Origin of the sequence: Lysinibacillus sp. (assembly GCF_032093475.1) — a bacterium.
GTDB lineage: Bacteria > Bacillota > Bacilli > Bacillales_A > Planococcaceae > Lysinibacillus > Lysinibacillus irui.
The window spans coordinates 15,785-40,519 of the sequence record NZ_DAMDAY010000025.1 but is presented as its reverse complement, the minus strand read 5'-3'; the positions used below and the strand labels follow the sequence as shown (position 1 = coordinate 40,519).

Below are 24,735 nucleotides of genomic sequence, written 5' to 3'. Positions count from 1 at the left end.
TCCTTACTTAAAATTCGATTAGGATTATGCATAAAGCAGGCCATTAAACCAATTTCCTTAGCTGTTAACTCCAATAAAACCCCATCCTTATGCACTTCCGTTTCATCAGCGTTTAGCTGGAATGGTCCAACCTTTAGTGCTTTTTCGGCAATGCTCGGAGTGGTATCCAGTAGTTGATAGCCGGCTCTACGTAATTGTGCCTTTACACGATAAGCAACTTCCTTTGGACTAAAAGGCTTCGTAATATAATCGTCGCCACCAATGGCTAGTCCTAAAATTTTATCTATTTCCTCATTTTTAGCAGACATGAATAGCACAGGCACATGGGACACCTCTCGGATTCGTCGACATAAATCGTAGCCCTCACCATCTGGTAGCATGACATCTAGCAGGACTATATCTGGATTTGTTTGTTGGAAACTTGTCCAAGCCTCGTGAATGGAGCCAGCTGTATAAATTTGTTTATAGCCCTCTTTTTCTAGACTACGTTTTAGAAGATTAGCTAAATCAGCCTCATCGTCCACGACTAATATGGTTGGTTCTTGCACTTATTCACACGACCTTTCAATTTAAAAGAATCTTTTCTGACAATCATTATAAATGAAATGTACAAGAAAGAGGAAATGAAGCATTGTTTTTGTAAAATTTGACCTAGCTGGCATTCCCTTATAATGAGTTGAGAGGGAGGAATGAAACCTTTACACATTCTAAAGCGTAAAAAGAGTATTACTATTTAGGGGGAATGACAATGTTTAAAAAAATAGCAGCGGATGCACTTGGACTTTCAGATATTGGGGTAGTTGTACCAAAAGAGGATTATGATAAAACGGATGCGGATGATTTTATCCTACATGAAATTGATGAGAAAATTTATTTTCTAATTAAAACGAAGGCAGATGAGTATTGCTTTACAAATCGTGCCATTATTCATGTAGATGGCGAAAGCGCTATGAGTAAGAAGCGATTACTACGACGCTATGACTATTCTATGTATTCCATTACAGATGTTTTTCTCGAAACAGCAGGAACAATAGACCTTGATGTCGAAATTAAGTTTACAATCGGCAATTCTCCACTTTCCATCGACATCCACAAACGCTTTATTGATGACATTAAAGATTTGTATAAAGCACTACATGCCATTAGCTACGAGCAGAAGCACAATGCCTATAAATTAGAGGTAGCAGAAAAAAGCCTTAACATTGCATCATCATCACTTGGTCGAATTGGCAATGACAATATATCTCCAGCGTCGTCATTCAAAGAAATTACAAGCTTTGCGAACAAATGGATGATTGAACATAAAGATAAATATAAAAAAGAAGACTTCTCACATATTTTTGATTTATATATGAATAATTAAATCTTTAGCACTCGGCGTAATGCACGTTGTCGCTTTGCTTTCTCATACATCCTGACAACTGTCAAAGATAAGTATTCATAACACGAACTTTTGGTAGGCTTCTTGTCGAAAAGATTAAATAGCTCTCTGCAAATGTGGAGAGCATTTTTAACATAAAGTTATACATAAAAATCAAACTAGGAGCGTGACGAAAAATGACAAACGAATTGCATGTGCTTGAAAAAGAAGGATTAAAAAATGATGACTTTATACAGCAACCGCAAGCCGCTGAGACATTGTTCGTAAATGAGTTCATCGATGGAATTTTAGATCCCTCACAGAAAATGTTGGGGCCAGTTAAAGATGGTGGGACAATCATTGCCAATACAACACCTGGATGCTGGGGACCCATGCTTACGCCTACTATTCGTGGAGGACATGAAGTAACAAAGCCTGTTTTTGTAGAAGGGGCTGAGGTGGGTGACGCTATTGTCATAAAAATACAATCAATTCAGGTTACATCGTTAGCAACCTCATCTGGACATGATGAAGCCATTACTGATCGATTTATTGGCGATCCGTTTGTTTCCGTCAAATGCCCTGGCTGTGGCAAGCTACATCCAAATACAGTCGTAAAAGGAATAGGGCCACAAGCCATTCGCTGCTCGACATGTGATACCGAAACAGCACCATTTAAAATAACAAACGGCTATACAATGGCACTAGATCATAGAGGTCAAATGGGTGTGACTGTTGGACGAGAGGGTGCTCGCCGAATTGCTCTTGACGCTAAAAACTACATGAGAACACCTGAAAATTCTGTACAAAATCCTGTTGTTGCATTAGCACCAAGCGACTTAGTCGGTGTAATGGCCAGAATGCGACCATTTTTAGGTCAGCTTGGAACAACTCCTTCTAAAGCGATGCCAGATTCTCATAATGCGGGTGATTTTGGTTCGTTCTTGATTGGCGCCCCACATGAATATGCCTTTACACAAGATGAATTGGATGTACATCGTACGGATGGACATATGGATATTAGTCGAGTTCGTGAAGGAGCTACCCTAATTTGTCCTGTGAAGGTTCCTGGGGGTGGTGTCTATATTGGTGATATGCATGCCATGCAGGGAGACGGCGAGATTGCAGGACATACAACAGATGTAGCAGGTATCGTACAGCTCCAAGTTAGTGTCTTGAAAAAGGTAGCATTGGAGGGTCCAATCTTACTACCGAACGTGGAAGATCTACCTTATACAGCAAAGCCCTTTACAAAGGAAGAAAAACGGCGTGCTCGCGAATTAGCAGAGGAGTTCGGGGTGAAACAAGTTGAAGAATCATTTCCTGTATCTGTGGTAGGTTCTGGTAAAACATTAAACGAAGCTACTGATAATGCCATCTATAGAGCTGCAAAACTATTTGAGATGAGCGAGCCAGAAGTATTAAATAGAGCAACGATAACAGGTTCCATAGAGATTGGACGTCATCCAGGAGTTGTCACAGCAACCTTCCAAGTTCCTAAAACAATATTAAAGAAGGTACGAATTTTTAAAACTGTTAAAAAACAATATGATTAATAGTGTTCTTTTTTCGAAAGCAAACTTTTATAGGTTTGCTTTTTTGTATGGTTAATAAAGTATATAAGTAAGCATTTGTCTGAAAAATGAAGTTTAGATTGAATTCTATTGTTGTGTTGATATAATAATTAAAGTTTAACAACGATCAACATGAAAATAGTTTTGAATAGATGAGTAAAGATTAGAAAAGTTGGTGTCAAATGGCAGATTCCTTGAGTGTGGAAAATAAGTTAGAGAAAAAGAATAGTATTAAACCCTTTATATTAAAAATGAGGGGAGGAGGTCATGCGCCATCTCGGACTAATTTCGCAGATGCCTTCACAGGAGCAATTGGTGGATTAATATGTATCTTTGTGCTCCTCTGGCTAACAAGCTTTACAGATGCACCTTGGTTAATGGCATCACTAGGTGGAAGCTGTGTGCTTGTATTTGTTGTCTGGAATGCCCCATTGTCGCAGCCTCGAAATATTATTGGTGGTCATTTAATTTCTGCGTTTATTGGTTTGGCCATGTATGCATTACTAGGTTCGAGCATGCTATCTATTAGTCTTGGTGTTGGGTTAACCATATTTTTTATGGCTTTTCTAGGCATTATCCATCCTCCAGCGGGTGCTAATCCTATTATTATTATTTTAGGAGGCTATGGTTGGAGCTATTTAGTAATGCCCGTATTAATTAGTGCCGTTATTATTGTAATTTTTGGGTTATTGATAAATAATTTACGAGAAAAAAGAAAATATCCACTGTTTTGGTGATGAAAGTTTTCCATCTATGAAGTGTTTTCACTTAATAGATGGTTCTTTTTTTTGTTAACGTTTTCGTTATGCATATCACTATTTTTTTAGCATATGTTAGTTAAGATTTGTTATATTGAAGAAAGAGTGTTAAAAACATGTATTTTAATGATAGGGGAAGATCTTTGTTGGTCGAATTCGATGGGAGGCTCCAATTGTATGCTGTTGGACTGTGATGAGCAATTATTCAAGGCTTATAAACAAAGAAGTGAAGAGGGTGCTGAAAATTTACTAGCAACATGGCTAGAGGCAGAGTCATATCTGCAGGAAGATCCAAAAATACTTGGAACTTCACTCTCACCCCATTTATTTTTAGTTAATGAAGAAACGGCTAAAAATATTGCCTTTTCCACAGCTCGTAAATATTGGGGTCGTGTATCAACAGAAATGCAAATGTATTTTGACAAATATGGTTTAGAAGCAAAATTTGTGAATGAACGGCTCAATGCTTTTTTCTATACGCAAAAAGGAAAAGAAACTTTTTTTGACCAGCTCTTTGCACAACATACCATAGATTTAGAACGATTAATTTGGCTAGTTTTTGGGAAAAGAATGCAAATGGAAATGCCAGTTAATGAGCTGCAGACCATTATTTTGTATAAGTTTCAAGATGAATATTTAGTGCATATGCTTTATAAACAACATGCTTCATTTTGGCATTGGCTATTTATGAAAAAAGTTTATTCACTGTTTATCCACAGACCTTTAGAGCAATTCACATTTCTTTATGAAATAATGGGTCTTTTTGAGAATTCTGTGAGAAAAAGTTGTGAACATGTGGATAACTTTGTGAATAACTATAAAACGATACTGGATAAGTGTATAACTCATGTGGATAAGCATAATGCTAGCTGTTTGGCAAAGAAACAGTTACGTCTTTATCAAATTGTTACACATTATTGTTTATCAGAGGACGATTATGACAATGTCAAAGCGCTGATAACTTCATTCGAAGTAGAGTGGCGCTACTCCATGTACGCACTTACAGAGAAGGAAAAAGTGTTAATTGCCTATATTTTATTTCATATAGCTAATAGAGAACATCAGAGTGATAAAGTTATACATTATGGCGAGTATTTATTGGAGGACGAACGATTAAATAATTATGCTATCGAAATTTTACTAGAATACAAGGATCTTTTACCAAATCGTAAACCCACACCACCTGCCATTATTAAAAACTATCAGCTTAATTATTTAGAGAATTTATATGCTATACTACTCGATCATTATGTAAAAATGGCGTTTTATGAGGATGGATTACTTTTATTAAAGGAGCACGTACTAGCGTCTAATAAAAAAATTAATGCTTCATTAGTACAAAAAAACTTTAGTAGTGAACAACTGATCGCTATTGAGGCATACGTTCAACAGGACATTGCACTACATGTGAATAACTCATTACAGCATATTGGCTTATCCGTGGAAGAATGGCGACGTAATTATCGACAACCTGAAGTGCCATACCATGTTGTAGCGCAAAGTGCCTCCTTGCATATGTTAAATATTTTAAGAGTATTATTTGTAACCGAGCAATTTGAGCTTTTTGAAAAGTTGATGGAAATTTATAAAAAATATTTGCTAATTGATGATCATTTTGAAAACATGCGCATGTTTATTAGTGCATATGTATAAATAATTGATAAAAAACCCGAGCTATAGTAGGAAACACTCATTTAGTTTTTCCTACTAGTTCGGGTTTGCTGTAGCTAATCTGGAAAGCAATTTTTTAGTCTAAAACGCCTTTTTCCTTTAAGGCTTTGATTTGTTCAGCACTATAACCTAAAGAAAGTAAGACCTCTTCATTATGTTCGCCTAGTTTGGCACCAACATGCTTATATTCTGGCTGTGCACCGTCAAATTTAAAGGGTGATGCTATTTGATTTTGCATCGTCCCATCACTTTTTGGAATAGCTACAATCATTTCTCTTGCCCTTAGCTGTGGATGCTCACATGCTTCTGGAAAGGTTAGAACGGGTTCTACACAGCCTTCAAAATCCTCGTTAAATACCTCAAGCCATTCCTCATATGTCTTTGATAGAAATGCATCATGAACTGCCTCTTTAAAACGAATCTGCGTATAGTAGGAATCATTGAAGGTATTATCAATCAACTCTGGAATATCAAGTGCCTCACAGAGCAATTTACGGAATTGAGGTTCTAAACTACCAACAGAGAAAAAGCGTCCATCCTTTGTTTTGTAAAAATCATAGTAACTTCCGCCATTTAATATTTCTTGCTCTGGCTGCGGCACACGACCACCTCCAATAAAGGCAGAGCCGTACATAGCATTAAGGGAGAATACAGCATCTGTCATACTAATATCAATGAATTGTCCTTCTCCTGTTTTTTCACGATGCAAGGCTGCAGCTAGTACACCAATAGCGGCATGCATAGTCCCACCGGCTATATCCGCGAGTTGAACACCCATTGAAACAGGTTTTTTATCCTTATGGCGTGAATAGTCAAGTAATCCTGCTAATGATAGATAGTTATTATCGTGTCCAGGCCGGTTGCTATAAGGTCCTGTTTGACCATAGCCTGTAATTGCACAATAAATAACTTGAGGATTTATTTCTTTAAGTGCCTCATAGCCAATGCCAAGCCTTTGCATGACACCAGGTCGAAACCCCTCGATAATAACGTCGTATTCTTGAACAAGTGTTCTAACAATGTCTATAGCCTCTGGTGATTTTAGGTTTAATGTAAGTGACTTTTTAGATCGATTTAAATGTTGGTGAATATATGCCTCGTGATCATCATCATAGGGTGGCATAATCCTAGTTAAATCAACGCGCTTTGATGATTCAACATGGATCACATCTGCCCCTAAATCAGCAAATATCATTGTTGCCATTGGTCCTGGTAGTAATGCAGAAAAATCGAGAATTTTTAACCCCTTTAAAATGCCCAAATCTTCCAACCCCTTTTTGTGTAGGCTACACGACCATCCCTATGATGGCAGCGCAGCGCTTTTCTCATAATCCCCATTGTGTGAAAAGCGACATAACATTCTGTATTAATACAGTTTATTTTATTTTAATGAGTATTATAACAGAATATATATTAAATTGCCTATGCTATTTTTAATTATAAAATAAACCTTACGAATTTTATATGTCAGAATAACAATAAAAATAGGAAAATTTAGAATTTAGATCCTTTAGCAATTTTCAGTTATTGAATGTTTAATTTCGGATAATTCAGTTAACTTTAGTTTGAATAAAATGAAAGTTTTCTAGATGTCCATATGATTCGGACCTCTTTATTGATACAATCTATGTTCTAGTGTACAAAGGACAGAATTAAACCGATATAATAGGCTCAAATATTGTTATAAATAAAAAACTAATATACATAGGTGGAAGGTAATGAAAACATATCAGTTAAAATTAAAGCATTTAATTATGGGTGTAGCGATGGCAGCATTCTTCTTTACAAGCATTGGCAGTGTTTGGAGCGGATACAGAATGAATGTTGATTCGATAAAGGAAAATACACTTGAGACAAATCGAGTGTATGCGCAAAAACTGGCATCAACGGCAGATGGCTATCTTGATGAAGCCTTTCAACTTTTGGGTTATAGTGCAAATCAAGTAAGTACAAATATGAATGATGAGCATGCGCTAAACCAGGAAACAGAGCGTCTAAGATTGCAAAATCAAATGTTCAATTCTGTAGTCATAACAAATGCAAAAGGTCTTGTCTTATCTGTATCTCCGCCATCAGTTGAAATTAAAGGGGAGGTTTTAACATCTATTGGGGCAAAAGAGGCGTTATCCAAAAAGAAACCATTCATCTCTAAACCATATGAGGCGATGACAGGACGTCTTATTATTTTTATATCTCATCCTATTTTCTCAGAGTCCAACGAGTATTTAGGGATGGTGGCGGGGACTATTTACTTAAAGGAACCTAATGTCTTTCAAACGTTACTTGGAGAACATTATAGTAAGGATGGCTCCTACGTCTATGTAGTAGATTCTGATGGACGCGTAATCTATCATCAGGACCCAAGCCGTATTAATGATGTCGTAACAAAAAACAAAGTGGTTCAAGCTGTGATGTCAGGCAAAAGTGGGGTTCAATTAGTCGAGAATACAAAAGGAGTAAAAATGCTAGCTGGCTATAGTGCAGTCCCTTCAACAGGTTGGGGAGTTGTTGCTCAAAAACCTTTAGAAGTAGCATTAGCCCCTTCATTTGATCGTGTACAGGAGGTCATTATAAAATCTGTACCGCTTATGGCTGTTTCAATTATTATCGTCCTTTGGGCTGCAGCACGGATAGCCAATCCGTTACAGCAATTAGCTATTTTAACAGAGGAAAGTCTCGATAAGAAGGATGTAGAGGGGTTAAAGTCGGTTAGTGGCTGGTATTTTGAAGCTTATTCTTTGAAGAATGTGTTGATTCGGAGTTTATCATTTTTACATGGACAAGTCACGTTTTTCAAGGACCAATCAACCGTCGATCCACTAACGGGTGTTACGAATCGACGTACAATGGACTCCGTACTTGCAGAATGGTCTGCAAGTAATGTACCTCATGCGTTTATTCTGTTAGATTTAGATCACTTTAAAAGTGTCAATGATACATATGGTCATGCCGTTGGGGATAAAGTATTACAATTTTTAGCGAGACACATGGAGTCTGTAGCACGTGAAGGCGATATTTGTTGTCGCTATGGTGGCGAGGAATTTGTTATGCTACTGCCGAAAACTACGGCAGATGAAGCGGCACAGGTAGCAGAGCAATTACGTGAAATTTTATCCACTACAGAAAGCCCCTGTGGTAAACCAGTAACGTTATCAGCAGGAATTGCTGTGTTTCCAGAGATGGCCGATTCTACAGAGGCATTAATTGAAGCGGCAGATAGTGCATTATATCGAGCAAAACAAGCAGGGCGCAATCAAGTAAAAATTGCTGAGAAAATTTGAATAAAAAACTTATAACAAATGGGCTTACATCTCTAATTTTTGGGGTAATTGATTAATGCAAACATCATTTGGGCAAGCTACTCTTAAGTCATCCGCCAAATGACTTCTCAACCATGTTCAAATGATATGTAACTCGGGTCACATCTCTCGATCGACTTGACAAGACGTAAGGTTATCCCCCTTTCCCTTATGACACCCAAGTACGACTAGATGTATGCCTATATATCGTGAAAGCCAAGAGAGCACCGATGCTCCTTGGCTTTTTTATGTTTTCGTCAATGTTGCTTGCCGGAATGGGTGCATTGATCACAGATGGTGTTAATCTGCTCTGAGAGTGTGTGGAGGTGATCCAAACGAGTCAGGAACCGCTCAAAGGAAACAAGGAAGTGATCCAAATAAAGCAGCTCCCGCTCATAAGTCGTTTGAAGGTGATCATAAAAGGGATGCCCCGCTCATAAGTCGTGAGAAGGTGATCATAAAAGGGATGTCTCCGCTCCAAAGCGGAGAGAAGGTGATCATAAAAGGGAAGCCCCCGCTCTAAAGTGGAAAGAAGGTGATCATAAAAGGTATGCCTCCGCTCCAAAGTGGAGAAGGTGATCATAAAATGGATGCTCCCGCTCCAAAGTGGAGAGAAGGAGATCATAAAATGGATGCCCCCGCTCCAAAGTGTAAAGAAGGTGATCGTAAAATGGATGCCTCCGCTCCAAAAAGGTGAGAAAGTGATCATAAAAGGTATGCCTCCGCTCCAAAGTAGAGAGAAGGTGATCCTATAAAGGGAGAATCCGCTCAAAGGAAACGAGAAAATGATCCAAACAAACCTCCCCTCCTTTGAAAAGGTGAGAAGCTTAACAGAAGCGTAAGACTCCCCCGAAAAGTAACATGAAATCGAAAAGAGAACCCCTTCAAAAACTCATATGATTATGAAGAAATTTACCTAACTATTTTCGATTTATCTATGAAGGTTCACTAGCTTTTGGTCGATATAAAGAGTATGAGGAAAATGATAATTGTACGTATCAAAATACATAAGTGAAAGGAAGAGTGGAATGGATAAATCTAAAATCCAAAAAGTAAATAAAGCCTTGATTGCAACAGTATTTGCTTCAAGTGGGATTGCTGTTGTAGTGCCTTCACCACAAAAAGCGGTAGCGGCTACTTCTCCCTTTACGGATATTAACCAATACTCGGATAATTATAATGAAATATTAAAAGCTTATTCTCAAGGTATAATGAGCGGTTTTTCGGATAACACTTTCCGCCCAAATGTAAGTGTAACTCGTGGAGAGGCAGCGAAAATGCTGGCTACAGCGTTAAAATTGGATACGAAAAATATCCAAGATCCTTACTATAAGGATGTACCGAAGGGCAATCAGTATTATAAATATGTAGCGGCATTACAAAATGCTGGCATTATGTCTGGTTATTCAAATGGCACATTTATGCCAAATGAAGTGCTTACTAGAGGCGAATTAGCCAAAATGGTTGTAGTTGGATTCCATCTAGAGGTTTCTCCTACATACAATAATATTTTCAAAGATGTGAATAGCCAAACAAGCAATGCTATCTATATTCAAACTTTAATCGATTTGAATATTACGAAAGGCACAACGCCTGTTACATTTTCTCCATTTGATCCTGTAACGCGCGGACAGTTTGCTTCATTTGTTGTAGGTTCACAAGAGAAGAAGGATAATGAAACATCGTACAAAATTACAAATGTTGATGATGACGCTGTTTACATAAATGGGAAATCTTATTCGATTCCGGAAAGTTTATCCCATATCTTTAATGACTATAATGCACCTGTATTAAAAGGTGCCTTTATTGAGGGGGATCTTTCGGGGAAAAGTATTCGCTCCATCTCAAAATTAACGATTAATGCCAGTGGTACAAGTTCAAGCTTCCTTGATTTCGATGGTGATTATGGATCATTAGGCGCAACGATTGTTGTAAATGGTAATTATATTGAGTTCTCAAATATGACGATGACAGGAACAATGTTTGTCAACGAAACCGTTCGTCCACCGTTGCATTTAGGGGCTACACACAATCAGCCATTAGCTCTTGGACGCGTGGCAAGCAATAATATCTCATTTATTAATTGGTCAAATCCAGATAATAACAAAGGTGAAGATTCGCCAAATAACAATTCAAATGATCTTCAAAATTGGACAAACCCAAAACCTGATAAAGACAAGCCATTCGTCAACTGGTCTAAAGAAAAGCAGCAAATGAAAAACGTTGAAAAGCATCTTGAATTCTATAACAGTAGCGTTTCTCGATTAGTTGTATCGCAAACAGGTACAAAGATTGAAACGAATACAAAACTCCCTCGTGTAGACATCATTGGAAATGTACGAGAGTTTGAAATTCAAGGTGATATCGGCACGTTAAATCTGAATACAGAAACGAAGCTTACAATCTACGGTTCAGGAAATATAGATTGGATTAATTACAATAGCTACACAGATCTTGAGCTATATATTGATGGTCGTATCGGCACATTATTTGTAGATAACTCATATGGAAAAATTGATATTGGCGATTATACGTATATCGATAAAGTCATCTTACCTAAAGATGGATCACCAAATAATATCTTCGATGATTTCCTGGATGATAAAGATAATATCGGCAATATTACTGATCCAGATGGTAAACCAATTGATAAAGACGAAAACGAGAATCAGGTTCCAGATGATAAAACAAAACCGATTGTTAGTATAACGAATGTCAAAGTACTAAGTGGTAGCGAGATTCAAGCAGACTTCACATCAGATGAGGTTGGTACGTACTACTATATTGTGCGTGAAAAAGGTGAAGAGGCACCAAATAAAAGTGAAATGGTCAACCGACTCTCCAATAAGAACGTGGCACATGGTACGGGGGCAGCTATCAAAGGAACAAACTCAATTAAGGTTTCTAATTTAGGTGAGAAAAAAGAATATGTCATTTATATTATGGTAGTGGATGGCTCGAAAAATGCTTCGGATACTGTGTCACAATCGTTCCAAATGAAAGATGGAACTCCGCCAGTAGTCAAATCTCTACAAGTTACTCCTTTACATGGAGGCACACGTGCTGAATTTACTTTTACAGCTAGTGAGCCTGGAGACTATTATTACTATGTACGTAAAAAAACAACAGCAGCAGATCCAACTACAGCAGATATCGTTGCTAACCCAACTGGAAAAGGAGTAGCAAAAGCTGGTGAACTTGGCATAAAAGAAATGTTAACAGACTTAGAGGCTGAGACTGAGTATCAGCTTTACGTTGTTATGAAGGATAATTCAGGTAACTACTCCGTAGATCCTGCTGTAGCTAAGGAATTTAAGACAGGTGAGCTTGATAATATTCCACCATATGTTGTTGGTGGAGAATTAGTCTTACTTGATGAAATCAAAAATGAATTTTATATAACAGTAAGTGAAGAACTGGATCCTATTTCTGCAGAAAAAGTAGAGAATTATGATCTTTCTGGCACAGGTATAGTAAACCAAGGAGCACAACAACCGATACATCCCACAAAGGTTGTCTATAATAAAGCTCAGAAAAGACTTATTTTCACTATTCCATCACTTACAGGCTTTGTTAATGGGGATAACCTAGTTGTTACTATTTCACCGAATGTCAAAGATTTAGCTGATATTGAATTTGAAAATATAAAAAATATCCCAAATAATACCGTTCCACGAAATACAGCTGAGTACATTCATAATGATATGGAATTACCGGTTCTCACAATTATAGGGGAGCCAGTAATAAATAATACAAAGGATCAAACACTTCTAGAGTTTAATGCTTCAAAAGCGGGGACGTATCATTATTTAATTATGGAGTCAGATTTAACTCTAACGCGTGATGATCGTTTACGTTTAATTGAGGCAGTTCAATTAAATGAGACAACATTTAAAGTTGGAACACAGGATGTGGCAATTATAGGTAGTGGTGGAAATAAACCAGCACAATTAGGGAAGCAGAAGGTAACAATCCCTTTACCAAATACAATACCACCATTAGATCCATTTAAGAGCTACTCCATCTATATGGTATTGCGTGATCGTTCAGGAAATGTTTCTGATATACAAACAAAACATGTTATTGATGATAGAACGGCACCTAAGATTGAAAATACCTCTATTAAAATAGCTGAGGGTGATACAAAAGCATCCTTTAAATTTATGTCTGATGAAGCTGGAACGTATCACTATATTCTTAGAAGAGCTGATGATTCAACAGTTTCTGTACCAACTAGCGCTGAGGAAGTTATTGCAAGAGGAAGAGCAAGTACTATGCGAAAAGATACAAATGAAATTAACCTTTCTCCTCTAGAACCACATCAGAATTACGAGCTATATGTTGCAGTTCAGGATAGATATAAAAATGCAACAATGGTCCAAGTTGGTACTGAGTCAACAATCTATACACATGATGAAAAACAAAATAAACCAATTAGTCTAACGCCTGGCGAAAGTGGAACAGGTGTAATGGCATATAAATTCTTCTCTGACGGTACACCACCAAAAGTAGAAGATCCAATCGTTAAACAGCTTGATGGTAAAACATTAGAAGTGACTTTCTCGGAGGCTGTTGATTTAAAAGACTCGGACTTCCAATTAGTGGATCCTGAAACAGGTAACGCGATTACTCCTACTTATGCTTCATGGAAGTGGCAGGATAAAGTAGAGGATATTAATGAATGGAAGCCACGTAAAATGATACTTACATTTGCTAATGAAGTAACACAAAGTTTTGATATGACAATTAATGCAACTGCAAAGGATAAAGGCGGATGGACGTTTAGTAAGCTATCTTCATCATTTATCTATAGAACGCTTACTACAAACATTGAGAGTGCTAAATTACAGCCTCCAATTGCAACAGATAGAAGCAAAACTATTATTACTACATTTGACTTTACATTCGCAGATCCATCTGTGGTACCTGGAGAAGAGGCTAAATTCTACTATAAAGCCTACAGTAATACTTATACCCAAGCCCAAATTGATGCCGTTAAACCAGTAGAGGTAATCATACCAGAGACGCCTGGAGCCCTAGTAAGTTTAAGTAGTGGAAATGGTAAAACAAAGCTTTCTGATGGACGTACTGAACAATCTATTACTCATCCATCTGTTTCGTTTATTGAAGGGGATTATATTGTCATTGTTATTGTGGATAAATACGGGAATATGTATAAAGTACAAGGTAAAATAACAAAATAAATAAGGCTAAGGTAAGTAAGATTTAAGTATATTTTTAATGTAAAAATAAAAAGGAAATTTAAAAATATAAACGCAAGAAATCTCTCCTAGGGTTGATTTCTTGCGTTTTTTTAAGTTTGGGGAAAGTATGCAGAGGGAGAAGCCTGTACTAAACTAATTGCCCGTTATGAAACATATGAGTAAAGAGTTGTAAAGGAAAATCTCAAACTAAATGCAAATGAGAGTTACGTTATATGATTCGAATTGTTCTTTGTCCCGGCTCTCGGATTGTTATAAATGATAATAAGATTTAATTTCTTACAATCTGAAACGTTCCAGAAGTAGTTGTTTGGATAATATGGCGATTACCACTGACAGTAAAGTCGGCTGGGACTTGCTTACCAAAATCATTGGAGCGATAGAAGGATGAATTAGCTGGTAATCCCTCCATAATGATTTCCATATTGGCATCGAATGTCACAGGCTCCTTATTTAATTCAGCTTTGAGTGTAATACGATTGCCCTTTTTCGTTACTTCTATATTCATCACGCCTTCATCCTCATTCACTAGCGTATAGAGTGGAGGAATGATGATCGTCATTTTATCTTTTGTCGTGAGAATAAAGCGTTCTGTATCAATCTCTGTCTCAGCAACATTAATTTTGGCTTTATAGGTATTTTTGTTTTTTGTCATAGCTGTAGTTTTACCTGGAGCAGCTGCGACATCAGAGAGAACGGGTTTTTTAGGTACGTTGTCTTTTGTAGGGAGTGTATATTTACCTTGTACAAAATCAACTAAAGTCCAGACATTCGGCACTAGTTCCTGTTGTACAGGTGTTAACGCTTCAAAGGCTGTTTTAACTTCCTGAACATCATGAACCGTGGATGTTTTCGGCGATAGGGAAGCAATGGCATTTTCAACTTCCTTTGCAGCTATTTTATCCTTCGCCACAAGCAGTTCAGCATCAAGTAACTTCTGCTCGATCCCTACAGGTAAAGAAACATTGGTAAATCTCCGCAATGCATTAAGCTCCGCCCTGGCATCGGCCACCTCTTTATGGAACGTCAGGCGAGATGAATTAAGTAGTTGAATTTTATTGACCACTTTATCAACAGATGTATTTGGTGTGATATAGGACGTTAATATTTTTTGCGCAGAGGCACTTACATAAGACTTTTGCGCAGCGTTTAATGTATTATACCAATCGCGTGTTTCAAGGACATTTTGATAATAATGAACAGATGATGATTCTACAGAATTTAGCTTTTCTTCAATTTGAGCAGCTAGTTTACGGTAAGCCACTCTCGTTTGTTGATGTGCTGATAAGGTTGAATAGTTCGTCACATATTGTTTTTCAACTTCCGTCAACGCATTATATGCTTTAAGAGCTGCCTCTAAATTTGGTTGGAAGGTAGCAGTTGTATTGTTTATATTGTTAATTAGTTGTATAACATTCGAGACGTTAGCATTGTAGTTGTATACATAGGCAGTTCTTGCATGGTCAGTCAAATTAGCTGCCGATGCTGGCGCACTGTAAAGTAGTGAAGGAACGGCCACTAAAGTCAGCAAGGCCAATCTTTTTTTGTTTTTCATCTTGGAGAATCCTCCTATTTTAATTGTTATTGTATATGGAACTATAACTCAACTAATATTTGGTATTATACTAATTTTATCATAGCCTAGGATTTTTTTATGCATTTTTTGGATGAATAGGTATATTGGTTATAAATTTAATTTAAGAATGGCATAACTTCAGTACCTATAAAGGGAATCAGACTGATTAAAATAATAGAAATATAGTGAGAAAACAGGTGATGTAAGGTTAATACACTGCCTGTTTTTTTTTGTAGTAGAAACCTGTTTATCCAAAGGGCACAATGAATAAATTGAAGCAAACCTTGCTACAGACATCAACAATGATCTTCATACCAAAATAACTTTAACATGTGCACAACTTGTAGTGATGGTGATCCTTATTTAACGTGGTCTTCTATATGGAATGACAAAATTAAGCTTCCTAGATGGCAAAGCAGCTCAATGGGCTTAAAAAGGATTTTGGGAAGCTAAATTGAATAGTGAAGGGAGACAATTGCGTAACCTTAGTCTTCTTTTCTACGAATCGACGGATAAAACAATCAAAGTAGCGGATAGAATGATCGAATTAATGGATAAATCAAAAAAACTGATGGATAACCCTAAAATGCACTCAAGTGAACATCTAATGTCCAGAAATTGTTGAGAATGGTGTTATAAATTTATAGTGTTATTTTTGTGAGGATCACACGTGCAATTATCAAAAGTGACTAGGCATCTTATTGCCTGGTCGTTTTTTATTTTTAGCACAATTTGTTCAGAAACTGTTCAGTTTATTAACGTAAGCTAGAAGCAATAAAAGAAGAGTGACTATAGGAATCACAATAGTTTGGCAGGTAATGAACAAAAAGGATGGTACATCATAATGGTAGTATGGCGTCAGTATTTAGTTCCAGAAACACAGGCAGCTAAAGTGACTTATGGAAAACAAAATACAAAAAAATATATTATTATTCATGAAACGGATAATGAGAAATCCGGGGCCGATGCGGATGCCTACGCCCGTTTACAATATAATGGTCATTATAGGGAAGCTAGCTGGCACTTAACGGTGGACGATAAAGAAGCGGTTCAGTCATTTGCGTTTGAATATGCATGTGTGGGGGCAGGATCAGCTAAAGGTAATTTACAAAGTATCCAAATAAACATTTGTGTCAATTCAGACGGAGATTATTTACAGGCTGTGAATAATACAGCTGTTATAGTTGCAAGGATCATGAAAGAAGAAAACATTACAATTAACAACGTAGTACAGCATCATTATTTCAACAACAAAAATTGCCCAAGAAAAATGCGGGAAGAGCGAGTAAAATGGATGCAGTTTATTTCTATGGTTAGAAATGCTTCGGTCGGTACTGTAAGGAAGAGAAATGCCGCAAATGCTACTACGAAGTATTTTGTCGTAACAGGCCTATATGAAACTCAACAAGCTGCTGAAAATGCACATGATGTGTTAAAGTACCGGTTTGGCTGGAATGCCTATATTGAACAATTAAACGACAAATGGAGAATTAAGGCCGGAAAATTTATAAGCAAAACGGAAGCAAAAGTAGCGGAGAAGAAAATAAAAGTCGCACAACTATCAAAGATAACAGAGGTAGTGGCTGACTTAACTGAGTGAAATCGGTTGTTCAGGAATTGTTCAGAACAATGTAGTAAGCTAATTTATGTAATCTTGTCAAATGTCTTAATCCTTAAACAAACCAAGAAAGACTAGGCCCTTTTGGGAACCTAGTCTTTTTTGATTATTTTAGCAGATAGAAAGAGGAGAGAGCAAATGACTGTTAGAATAGACTAATACTGATTTAGAAATCAAGTCATGAGCTAGATGGAGTGCAAATTTTAAGTCGAATTACAGAATTCGGGCTATAAACTGCTGAAAGAAAATGTTGTTGTAGATCTTGAACAGTGGCTATCTAACTTCAAGTCAATGCCTCCAATCCAACAGCGGATAAGTATAAAAAGTATTCCAAGTAAGTTTTACATGAAAAATTATCTTGATATGCAAGAAAAAGTTCATGAGGAAATTGAGGACTGGTTTCAAAGGTGGAAACCAATGGAGTTTAACAACATTGAAAAGGACTCTACTAAGCGCAGAGTCCAATTTTTAGCTCTAATATGTTCTAATGATTAATTTGCAGATTTATACTGCCCTCTATAAATAGAGATAGCGTTGTTTAAATATTCAGTTGCACTTGAAACGTCATACTGTGACGAATTGCTATTAGATGTAATTCTTTCAGCATATGAAATTGCGGAGTTGAAATCATCCCATTCTCTTTGAGTTGTATAAAGAGTACCCGATGTCAAGCCAGCTCCATTTTCAGAGACAGTAACCCGTACACTATAAGCATAATTCACAAGTGATTGTAAATTAGTTTTATCCACATACCCATTATTCCCATACTTATAAGCACTCTTATAAGTCCAAATAGCATTGTTTAAATTATTGATAGCATTAGCTATATCCGTTTGAGTTGCATAATAATTATTAACAACTGATTGAGCCGATGATACAGCAGACTCTATTGCGTTTCTTTCTGTTTGTGTAGTCCATGGGGTATTATATGGCACATTCGAGCCATCCCAAGAAACCGTAACGTATTGAACAGAATTGATTAAAGATTGTAGTGAAGCTTTATCGCCATAGCCATATTTTGTTCCGCTTTTTTGAGCAGCTTGATAAACAGCTAGGGCATTTTTGTATTGACTGATGGCATTTTTCACTTGTTCTTGGGAGGCACTGTTGTTGTTTGCTACAGCTCTTGCGCTTGCTACTGCTGAATCAAATGCGTTTCGCTCAGCCTGTGTTGTCCACTTGTCTGTTGTTAAAATATCATAGCCGTTTACAGATACATGTACATACGGTGGTGATGCTAGTAGTGTATTAAGCTCTTTTTTATCAATAATAGGAAGAGTAACCGAAACATTTTTATTGTCTACTTGTACGTTCCCTACTTGATGTCCTGAATCTAACGCTACTTTAGTACCGCCTTTTACAACGATTTGATCAATTTTTCCTTCACCGTACAGGTTGAAATCTTTGTCCACATTAATTGTAAGTTTTTCTACATTAGACATTACCTCAAAAGAAGTAACTTTCCCTACTACATCCACTTTTGAAAGTGTTTGATCAGAAGATACATTAACTTTAGTACGTGCTAAATTAATATCAGCTGATTTCATATCTCTTAACGTTACATATAACCAATTTACCTTTTTTGTGACAATTGGTTTTAGCGTAATTGTATCACCCACTTCGACTTCATCGAGCGTTATGGCCTTCTTTACTCTGTTAGTAATGATCAACTGACCATCAACACTAACGTCTTGAATCTTTACATAGTCTGCATTTACAGTGAGGTCTCCAGAGATATCTGCGTCACCACCGTCGAAATAGACAGATTTTTTGCTTGTCCCTGCTTTGTTTAATGTTAAAGCTGTGACGTCCGTAATTTGGCCGTTTTTTACGACAATAGTAGCTCGGGCGTTTGTTAAAGCTGTTTTGTTAGAAGTTTGAAAAAGAGATTTTAAATCTTTATGGACTCTAAATGTACCGTTCGATGTGATGACCGTATCTTTTGTTAGATTTCGGATAGTCACAGATTCACCAATGACTTTTTTTGTTGCTGCTACTTGAGTTTCATAGGAATTTACTTGATTTAAAGGTGTAGCGGCACTTGCGGAAGACACTGGTATTACTAGCGTCGCTGTAATAGCCGTGGCCATTAATGTTGATAGCGCTTTATTTTTCATGTAAGTCACTCCAATCAGGTTATTTATTAGTTAATATATCATATTTTTCTATAATTTAGAATTGGGGGAGGATGTTATACTATGAAGCCCTATTCAAATAAGTCATAAGTCCTTTCCTTTGTAAAATGAGTTATTGGCGAAATATCGGTATTTCTCTCTATTATTATGTAAAATTTCTACTTTATTCGATAAATATTTTATTGTGATACTATCTTCCATCCTTTATCATTATTATAAAAAAGGGGTGTTAGTGGTGAAAAAATCGAGGGGTATTGCATTAAAACTATCTTCCTTAATTATAGGATTATTTTTAGTATTATTTTTATCCTATACAGTGACCACGGGCATTATCATAAAAAAACAAAGTGTTGAAGACGCAGAGCATGGAACATTGCAAACGGCTGAATCTTCAGCAGCTATTATGAGTGAGCGTTTTAAGAAAGCCAATACAACATTACATACGACAAAGCGCATTATTGAAAGCATGGAGAAAAATAATACATTATCAGCTCAGGGCATCCTAGACATGATGAAAAGTAATTTAGCTAATAACGATGATTTACTTGGGGTTGGAGCTGTCTTTGAGCAAAATTCTATTATGCTGAAGCCGAATGATGAAGCTACTTTAGTGGATTCCAAAAATCGATTTGGCCCTTATTTAAGTAAAAATGGTAATGACATTACGACAGCTCTTATTGAAGGTGTCGATGATAAAAGTGTTTCTGAATGGTATTGGATACCAAAAGAAGAGGGACGCGCAGTTTTGACTGAACCGTATGATTATAATGTAAACGGACAAACCGTTTTAATGACAACCATTTCGGTGCCATTAGTCAATGCTTCTGGTTCATTCTTTGGTGTACTGACAGCAGATGTTTCTATAGATTTTTTAAATGAACTAACAGAATCGGTTGCACCAGAAGGTGGTTACGCAGCCATTATTACGAATAAAGGTATACTGACAGCCAATAGCTTTGGTAAAGAGCTAGATGGTCGCAATATGCAAGAGGATCCGACTTGGAAAAGTATAAGTAAGACAATGGAAAATGGCGAGCTAACAAATATGTACATTGATTCTAATCAGCTAAAGGAAAGGGCTTATAATGTCTTTGCTCCAATGATATTAGAGGATATTGATGAAACATGGACAGTTCAAGTCGTGTTACCCGAATCAAAAATACTAGAGACATATAATCACGTATTCGTATTTACGATTATTGCCTCCATTATTATGGTAATTTTAATGACAGCTGCAAGTGTGTTATTCATCTATAAACAGCTAAAGCCACTCAAGTTTTTACGTACATCTATCGAAACGGCAGCAGAGGGAGATTTAACCCAAAAGGTGGATGAGAAGTATATTAAGGCTGATGAAATTGGGGCAGTTGCATTAGCTTACAATAATATGCTAGATAAAACCAATGGTGCGATTCAAACCGTATTGAACTCTACTACATTATTAAACCAATCGTCCAATCAAGTACATGAGGCCTTTAATGAAATTGTAGCGTCTAGTCAAGAGGTGTCTGTTGCCATCAATGAAATTGCACAAGGCGCATCGAAGCAATCTGAGGATACGGAAGAAACGAATTATCGAATCATGGATTTATCTGAACAGATTGATGCCATTACAGCTCTTTCTAATGAAATGGATGAACTCTCTCATAAAACGAACGAAACAACAGAAAAGGGATTGTACGAGGTTGAAAGCTTACGTGAACGTAATATAGAGACAAATGAGATGAACGGTCGTATTCAACAACAAATCGAATCATTAGCCTCTCACATTGCGAATATTAATCATATCATTGCTTCGATCCAAAGCATTACTGAGCAAACTAATCTATTAGCTTTAAATGCAAGTATTGAGGCAGCACGTGCTGGTGAACATGGTAAAGGATTTGCTGTCGTTGCAGAGGAAGTAAGAAAGTTAGCCGAGCAATCTAAAAGTGAAACAGAAATTATTAAGAATACAGTAGAAAGCATCCTTGAAAATTCACAGCAAACAGTTGCTGTCATTGCATCTAATGCGGATTTAATGCAATCTCAAAATGAATCCGTACAAAGTACACAACTGGCATTTAAAGATAACAGTGATTTGTCACGTTCAATTGCAGCCTCTATTAGTGAATTAATGAGTAAGCTATCGAGTATGTTAGAGCATAAAAATCAAGCGATTATGGCCATCCAAAGCATATCAGCAATTTCAGAGGAAACGGCTGCCTCAGCTGAACAAGTAAGTGCATCTGCAATGGATCAACAAGCAGAGTTACAAAAAGTAGCCGAGTCTATACAAAATATGAACGATATTTCCAATGAACTGCAAGAAGTCGTGAATCGTTTTAAATTAGCGTAAAATGAAGGGCTGCCTAAACAAATAGGCAGTCTTTTTTTATTGGAAGAGACATTGACCTAGTAGAAATTCGGCACTACTATAAAAGAAGGGAAGGGGGTCATCGAAATGATGTATCTCGGAATGATTTTCTTTCAAATTGTTGCACCTATTTTAGTGTTACTTATAGTAGGTGCTATCTTACAAAAGAGATTTCGCTTTAATTTAAAAGCGTTGTCTCAGCTTATTACATATTGCTTTATGCCAGCAGCTGTTTTTGTAAATTTATATGAGACGAGTGTAGAGCTGTCTGTACTGGCAGAGGTCGGATTGTTTATTGTGCTTTTTATTGGGAGCCAAATGCTACTCAGTCACCTTTTTGCGAAGTGGCTTGGTTTAGTTAAAACAGAGGCAGCAGTTTTTAAAAATAGTGTTGTGCTCATTAACTCTGGGAACTATGGCATTCCGGTAGCTCAAATGATTTTTGTAACACAACCTATTGGTGTAGCGATTCAGGTCATCCTTGTAATCTTTCAAAATATGACAACTTATACATATGGTTTGTATAATTTAATTTCCTCTACCAAATCAGGAATGACGATTATTAAAGATTTTTTTAAAATGCCCATCATTCATGCGTTGATTATTGGTGTAGCCATGAACTATTTTAATATCGGTATTCCACAGTTTATTAAAATACCAATAGACCATGTAGCAGATGGCTTTATTGCTGTGGCACTAATCACGTTAGGTGCGCAATTATCGCAGCTTGAAATCAAATCTATGTTTAATAAAACGGTTTTCGTCAGCTGCTTCACACGTTTAATTGTCGGACCAGCCGTAGCTTTAGCCATTATTTTTTTATTGGGGTTAGATGGAGTTGTCGCTCAATCACTATTTATAGCCAGTGCTTTCCCGACATCCCGCAATAGCTCTAGTCTAGCATTGGAATACGATGTGGAATCGGCAACAGCTGCCCAAACTGTTTTATTTTCAACTATTGTCAGCTGTATAACGGTAACAATAGTGATTTATCTTGCGGACGTATTATTTGCTTAATCAATAGAATATTAAAAAATAATGAATGGAAAACTTCCATCTCATAGTAATATCTGCTACACTAGCATCAAACTAAATAGTATTAACTAGGGGAGTCTGATGAGTCAGGCTGAGAGGGAAACGCTTAGAGGTTTCTTGACCCTTTGGACCTGATCTGGCTCATACCAGCGTGGGAAAGTTAAGAAACTATTGCATAGTATGTGTATGCAATTTCAACCTTTACATTCGTGGCCGGATCCAAATAATTATTTTGGATTCGGCCTTTATTTATTTGTTAGGGTGAGCTAGATCCGGTCCTTGTAACAAAAAACATTTAAGGGAGAGAAGTAGCTCATGTCAGCAATTAGTGAAAAGAACATTACGATTATGTCTAGCTTTGAAGGAAGCAAAAAGGTGTATGTTGAAGGTTCCCGTCCGGATATTTTAGTACCAATGCGAGAAATTGCATTAAGTCCGACAACAGGAAGCTTTGGAAATGAAGAAAACGCCCCTATTCGAGTATATGATACGAGTGGTCCCTATACAGATCCATCTTATCAAGTAGATATTACAAAAGGTTTACCTGCCTTACGAAGTGGATGGATTCAAGAGCGAGGAGATGTAGAAGCATATGAGGGCCGCTCTATAAAACCGGAGGATAATGGTTTTCGTCGTGCAGATGATCCGCGTAATCATGAAAATGTCTTTCCTGAATTGGCAAGAAAGCCTTTACGAGCAAAAAAAGGGAGAAATGTAACGCAGCTGCATTATGCAAGACAGGGGATTATTACACCTGAAATGGAGTTTGTAGCGATACGTGAAAATATGGATCCAGAATTTGTCCGATCTGAAATTGCAGCTGGGCGCGCTATTATGCCTTCTAATATTAATCATCCAGAGGCGGAGCCAATGATCATCGGTCGTAACTTCCATGTGAAAATCAATGCCAATATTGGGAATTCCGCGGTATCGTCTTCTATAGCAGAAGAGGTTGAAAAAATGACATGGGCAACACGCTGGGGTGCTGATAATATTATGGATCTTTCAACAGGTAAGCATATTCATACAACGAGAGAATGGATTATTCGAAATGCAGCGGTACCAGTGGGGACAGTGCCAATTTATCAAGCATTGGAAAAGGTAAATGGCGTAGCAGAGGATTTAACGTGGGAAGTTTACCGTGATACGCTTATTGAGCAAGCCGAGCAGGGTGTAGATTATTTCACGATTCATGCAGGTGTACTATTACGCTATGTTCCCCTTACAGCTAATCGTGTAACGGGAATTGTATCTCGTGGTGGTTCTATTATGGCACAGTGGTGTTTATATCATCATCAAGAGAATTTCCTTTATACTCATTTTGAGGAAATCTGTGAAATTATGAAGACTTATGATGTTGCTTTTTCTTTAGGTGATGGCCTACGTCCAGGTTCAATTGCAGACGCCAATGATGAAGCCCAATTTGCAGAGCTTGAAACACTAGGTGAACTAACACAGATTGCGTGGAAACATGATGTTCAAGTGATGGTGGAGGGGCCAGGTCATGTACCGATGCATCTGATTAAAGAAAACATGGACAAGCAATTAGAAGTTTGTAAGGAGGCGCCTTTTTATACGTTAGGTCCACTTACAACGGATATTGCTCCAGGCTATGACCACATTACATCGGCTATTGGGGCAGCGATGATTGGCTGGTTTGGGACAGCAATGCTCTGCTATGTGACACCAAAGGAGCACCTTGGCTTACCTAATCGCGAGGATGTTCGAGTGGGAGTAATTACGTATAAAATAGCGGCACATGCGGCAGATTTAGCGAAGGGGCATCCTGGTGCACAACGCCGAGATGATGCACTATCAAAAGCACGTTTTGAATTCCGCTGGCGTGATCAATTCAATCTATCTCTCGATCCAGAAAGAGCGGTGGAGTATCATGATGAGACTTTGCCAGCAGAAGGAGCAAAAACAGCACACTTTTGCTCTATGTGTGGTCCTAAGTTCTGTAGTATGCGAATTTCACAAGATATTCGAAATTATGCTAAAGAAAAAGACTTGAATACGACAGAAGCGATCCATCGAGGTATGAAGGAAAAGGCAGAGGAATTTAAAAAAGCGGGTAGTCAGATTTATCAATAATGTAAAAAGGCTTGTGTTGTAGTATCGACACAAGCCT

General features: G+C 37.3%; 15 protein-coding genes and 1 riboswitch. Of the genes, 11 read left to right on the top strand and 4 right to left on the bottom strand.

Features of this window, described 5'->3' with window-relative positions; all coding sequences use genetic code 11:
* Positions 1–548, bottom strand: a 548-nt coding sequence (locus tag RT445_RS07925) for a response regulator transcription factor (protein ID WP_313470375.1), incomplete at its 3' end; no start/stop codon positions are given.
* A 200-nt stretch (positions 549–748) separates the two neighbouring features.
* Between RT445_RS07925 and RT445_RS07920 the strand changes: the two genes are divergently transcribed.
* The 4 genes from RT445_RS07920 (at position 749) to RT445_RS07905 (ending at position 5,345) form a co-directional block, all read left to right on the top strand.
* Positions 749–1,363, top strand: coding sequence for a PH domain-containing protein (locus tag RT445_RS07920; RefSeq protein WP_274795246.1), 615 nt, complete (start codon positions 749–751; stop codon positions 1,361–1,363).
* Between the two features lie 194 nt (positions 1,364–1,557).
* Entirely contained in the window at positions 1,558–2,916 is a 1,359-nt protein-coding gene (locus tag RT445_RS07915) for an acetamidase/formamidase family protein (protein WP_312507209.1), read from the top strand.
* A gap of 200 nt (positions 2,917–3,116) precedes the next feature.
* Positions 3,117–3,671 (top strand): HPP family protein, encoded by a 555-nt coding sequence (locus tag RT445_RS07910; protein WP_312507210.1) that lies wholly within the window; start codon positions 3,117–3,119, stop codon positions 3,669–3,671.
* Between the two features lie 198 nt (positions 3,672–3,869).
* Complete coding sequence (locus RT445_RS07905; RefSeq protein WP_312507211.1) at positions 3,870–5,345, top strand: hypothetical protein; 1,476 nt, start codon at positions 3,870–3,872, stop codon at positions 5,343–5,345.
* A 94-nt stretch (positions 5,346–5,439) separates the two neighbouring features.
* On the opposite strand, the gene RT445_RS07900 is transcribed toward RT445_RS07905, so the two are convergent.
* On the bottom strand, positions 5,440–6,624 hold the full coding sequence (locus RT445_RS07900) for a CaiB/BaiF CoA transferase family protein (RefSeq protein WP_274795250.1): 1,185 nt from the start codon (positions 6,622–6,624) through the stop codon (positions 5,440–5,442).
* Positions 6,625–7,081: 457 nt separating this feature from the next.
* Between RT445_RS07900 and RT445_RS07895 the strand changes: the two genes are divergently transcribed.
* The 3 genes from RT445_RS07895 (at position 7,082) to RT445_RS07885 (ending at position 13,866) form a co-directional block, all read left to right on the top strand.
* Positions 7,082–8,644 carry a sensor domain-containing diguanylate cyclase gene (locus tag RT445_RS07895; protein ID WP_312507212.1) on the top strand — a complete coding sequence of 521 codons (1,563 nt, stop codon included), beginning with the start codon at positions 7,082–7,084 and terminating at the stop codon, positions 8,642–8,644.
* Positions 8,645–9,197: 553 nt separating this feature from the next.
* Complete coding sequence (locus RT445_RS07890; RefSeq protein ID WP_313470368.1) at positions 9,198–9,359, top strand: hypothetical protein; 162 nt, start codon at positions 9,198–9,200, stop codon at positions 9,357–9,359.
* A gap of 331 nt (positions 9,360–9,690) precedes the next feature.
* The gene (locus RT445_RS07885; protein WP_312507213.1) at positions 9,691–13,866 is read left to right on the top strand and encodes an S-layer homology domain-containing protein; all 4,176 of its coding nucleotides are present in this window, start codon (positions 9,691–9,693) and stop codon (positions 13,864–13,866) included.
* Between the two features lie 289 nt (positions 13,867–14,155).
* Here the strand turns inward: RT445_RS07885 and RT445_RS07880 are convergent, their stop codons facing one another.
* Positions 14,156–15,439, bottom strand: coding sequence for a hypothetical protein (locus RT445_RS07880; protein ID WP_312507214.1), 1,284 nt, complete (start codon positions 15,437–15,439; stop codon positions 14,156–14,158).
* Positions 15,440–16,304: 865 nt separating this feature from the next.
* On the opposite strand from RT445_RS07880, the gene RT445_RS07875 reads away from it, so the two are divergent.
* Entirely contained in the window at positions 16,305–17,060 is a 756-nt protein-coding gene (locus tag RT445_RS07875) for an N-acetylmuramoyl-L-alanine amidase (RefSeq protein ID WP_274795257.1), read from the top strand.
* 509 nt (positions 17,061–17,569) lie between these two features.
* On the opposite strand, the gene RT445_RS07870 is transcribed toward RT445_RS07875, so the two are convergent.
* Positions 17,570–19,195 (bottom strand): S-layer protein, encoded by a 1,626-nt coding sequence (locus RT445_RS07870; RefSeq protein ID WP_274795259.1) that lies wholly within the window; start codon positions 19,193–19,195, stop codon positions 17,570–17,572.
* Positions 19,196–19,448: 253 nt separating this feature from the next.
* Here RT445_RS07870 and RT445_RS07865 point away from each other — a divergent pair, with 253 nt between their 5' ends.
* The 3 genes from RT445_RS07865 (at position 19,449) to thiC (ending at position 24,698) form a co-directional block, all read left to right on the top strand.
* Positions 19,449–21,551 (top strand): methyl-accepting chemotaxis protein, encoded by a 2,103-nt coding sequence (locus RT445_RS07865; RefSeq protein WP_274795260.1) that lies wholly within the window; start codon positions 19,449–19,451, stop codon positions 21,549–21,551.
* A 105-nt stretch (positions 21,552–21,656) separates the two neighbouring features.
* Positions 21,657–22,586: an AEC family transporter gene (locus tag RT445_RS07860; protein ID WP_274795261.1), complete on the top strand. Its 930-nt coding sequence runs from the start codon at positions 21,657–21,659 to the stop codon at positions 22,584–22,586.
* Between the two features lie 78 nt (positions 22,587–22,664).
* Positions 22,665–22,779, top strand: a riboswitch (TPP riboswitch).
* A 140-nt stretch (positions 22,780–22,919) separates the two neighbouring features.
* A complete protein-coding gene (gene thiC / locus RT445_RS07855) occupies positions 22,920–24,698 on the top strand; it encodes a phosphomethylpyrimidine synthase ThiC (RefSeq protein ID WP_274795262.1) in 1,779 nt (592 codons plus the stop codon).
* Positions 24,699–24,735: the final 37 nt, after the last annotated feature.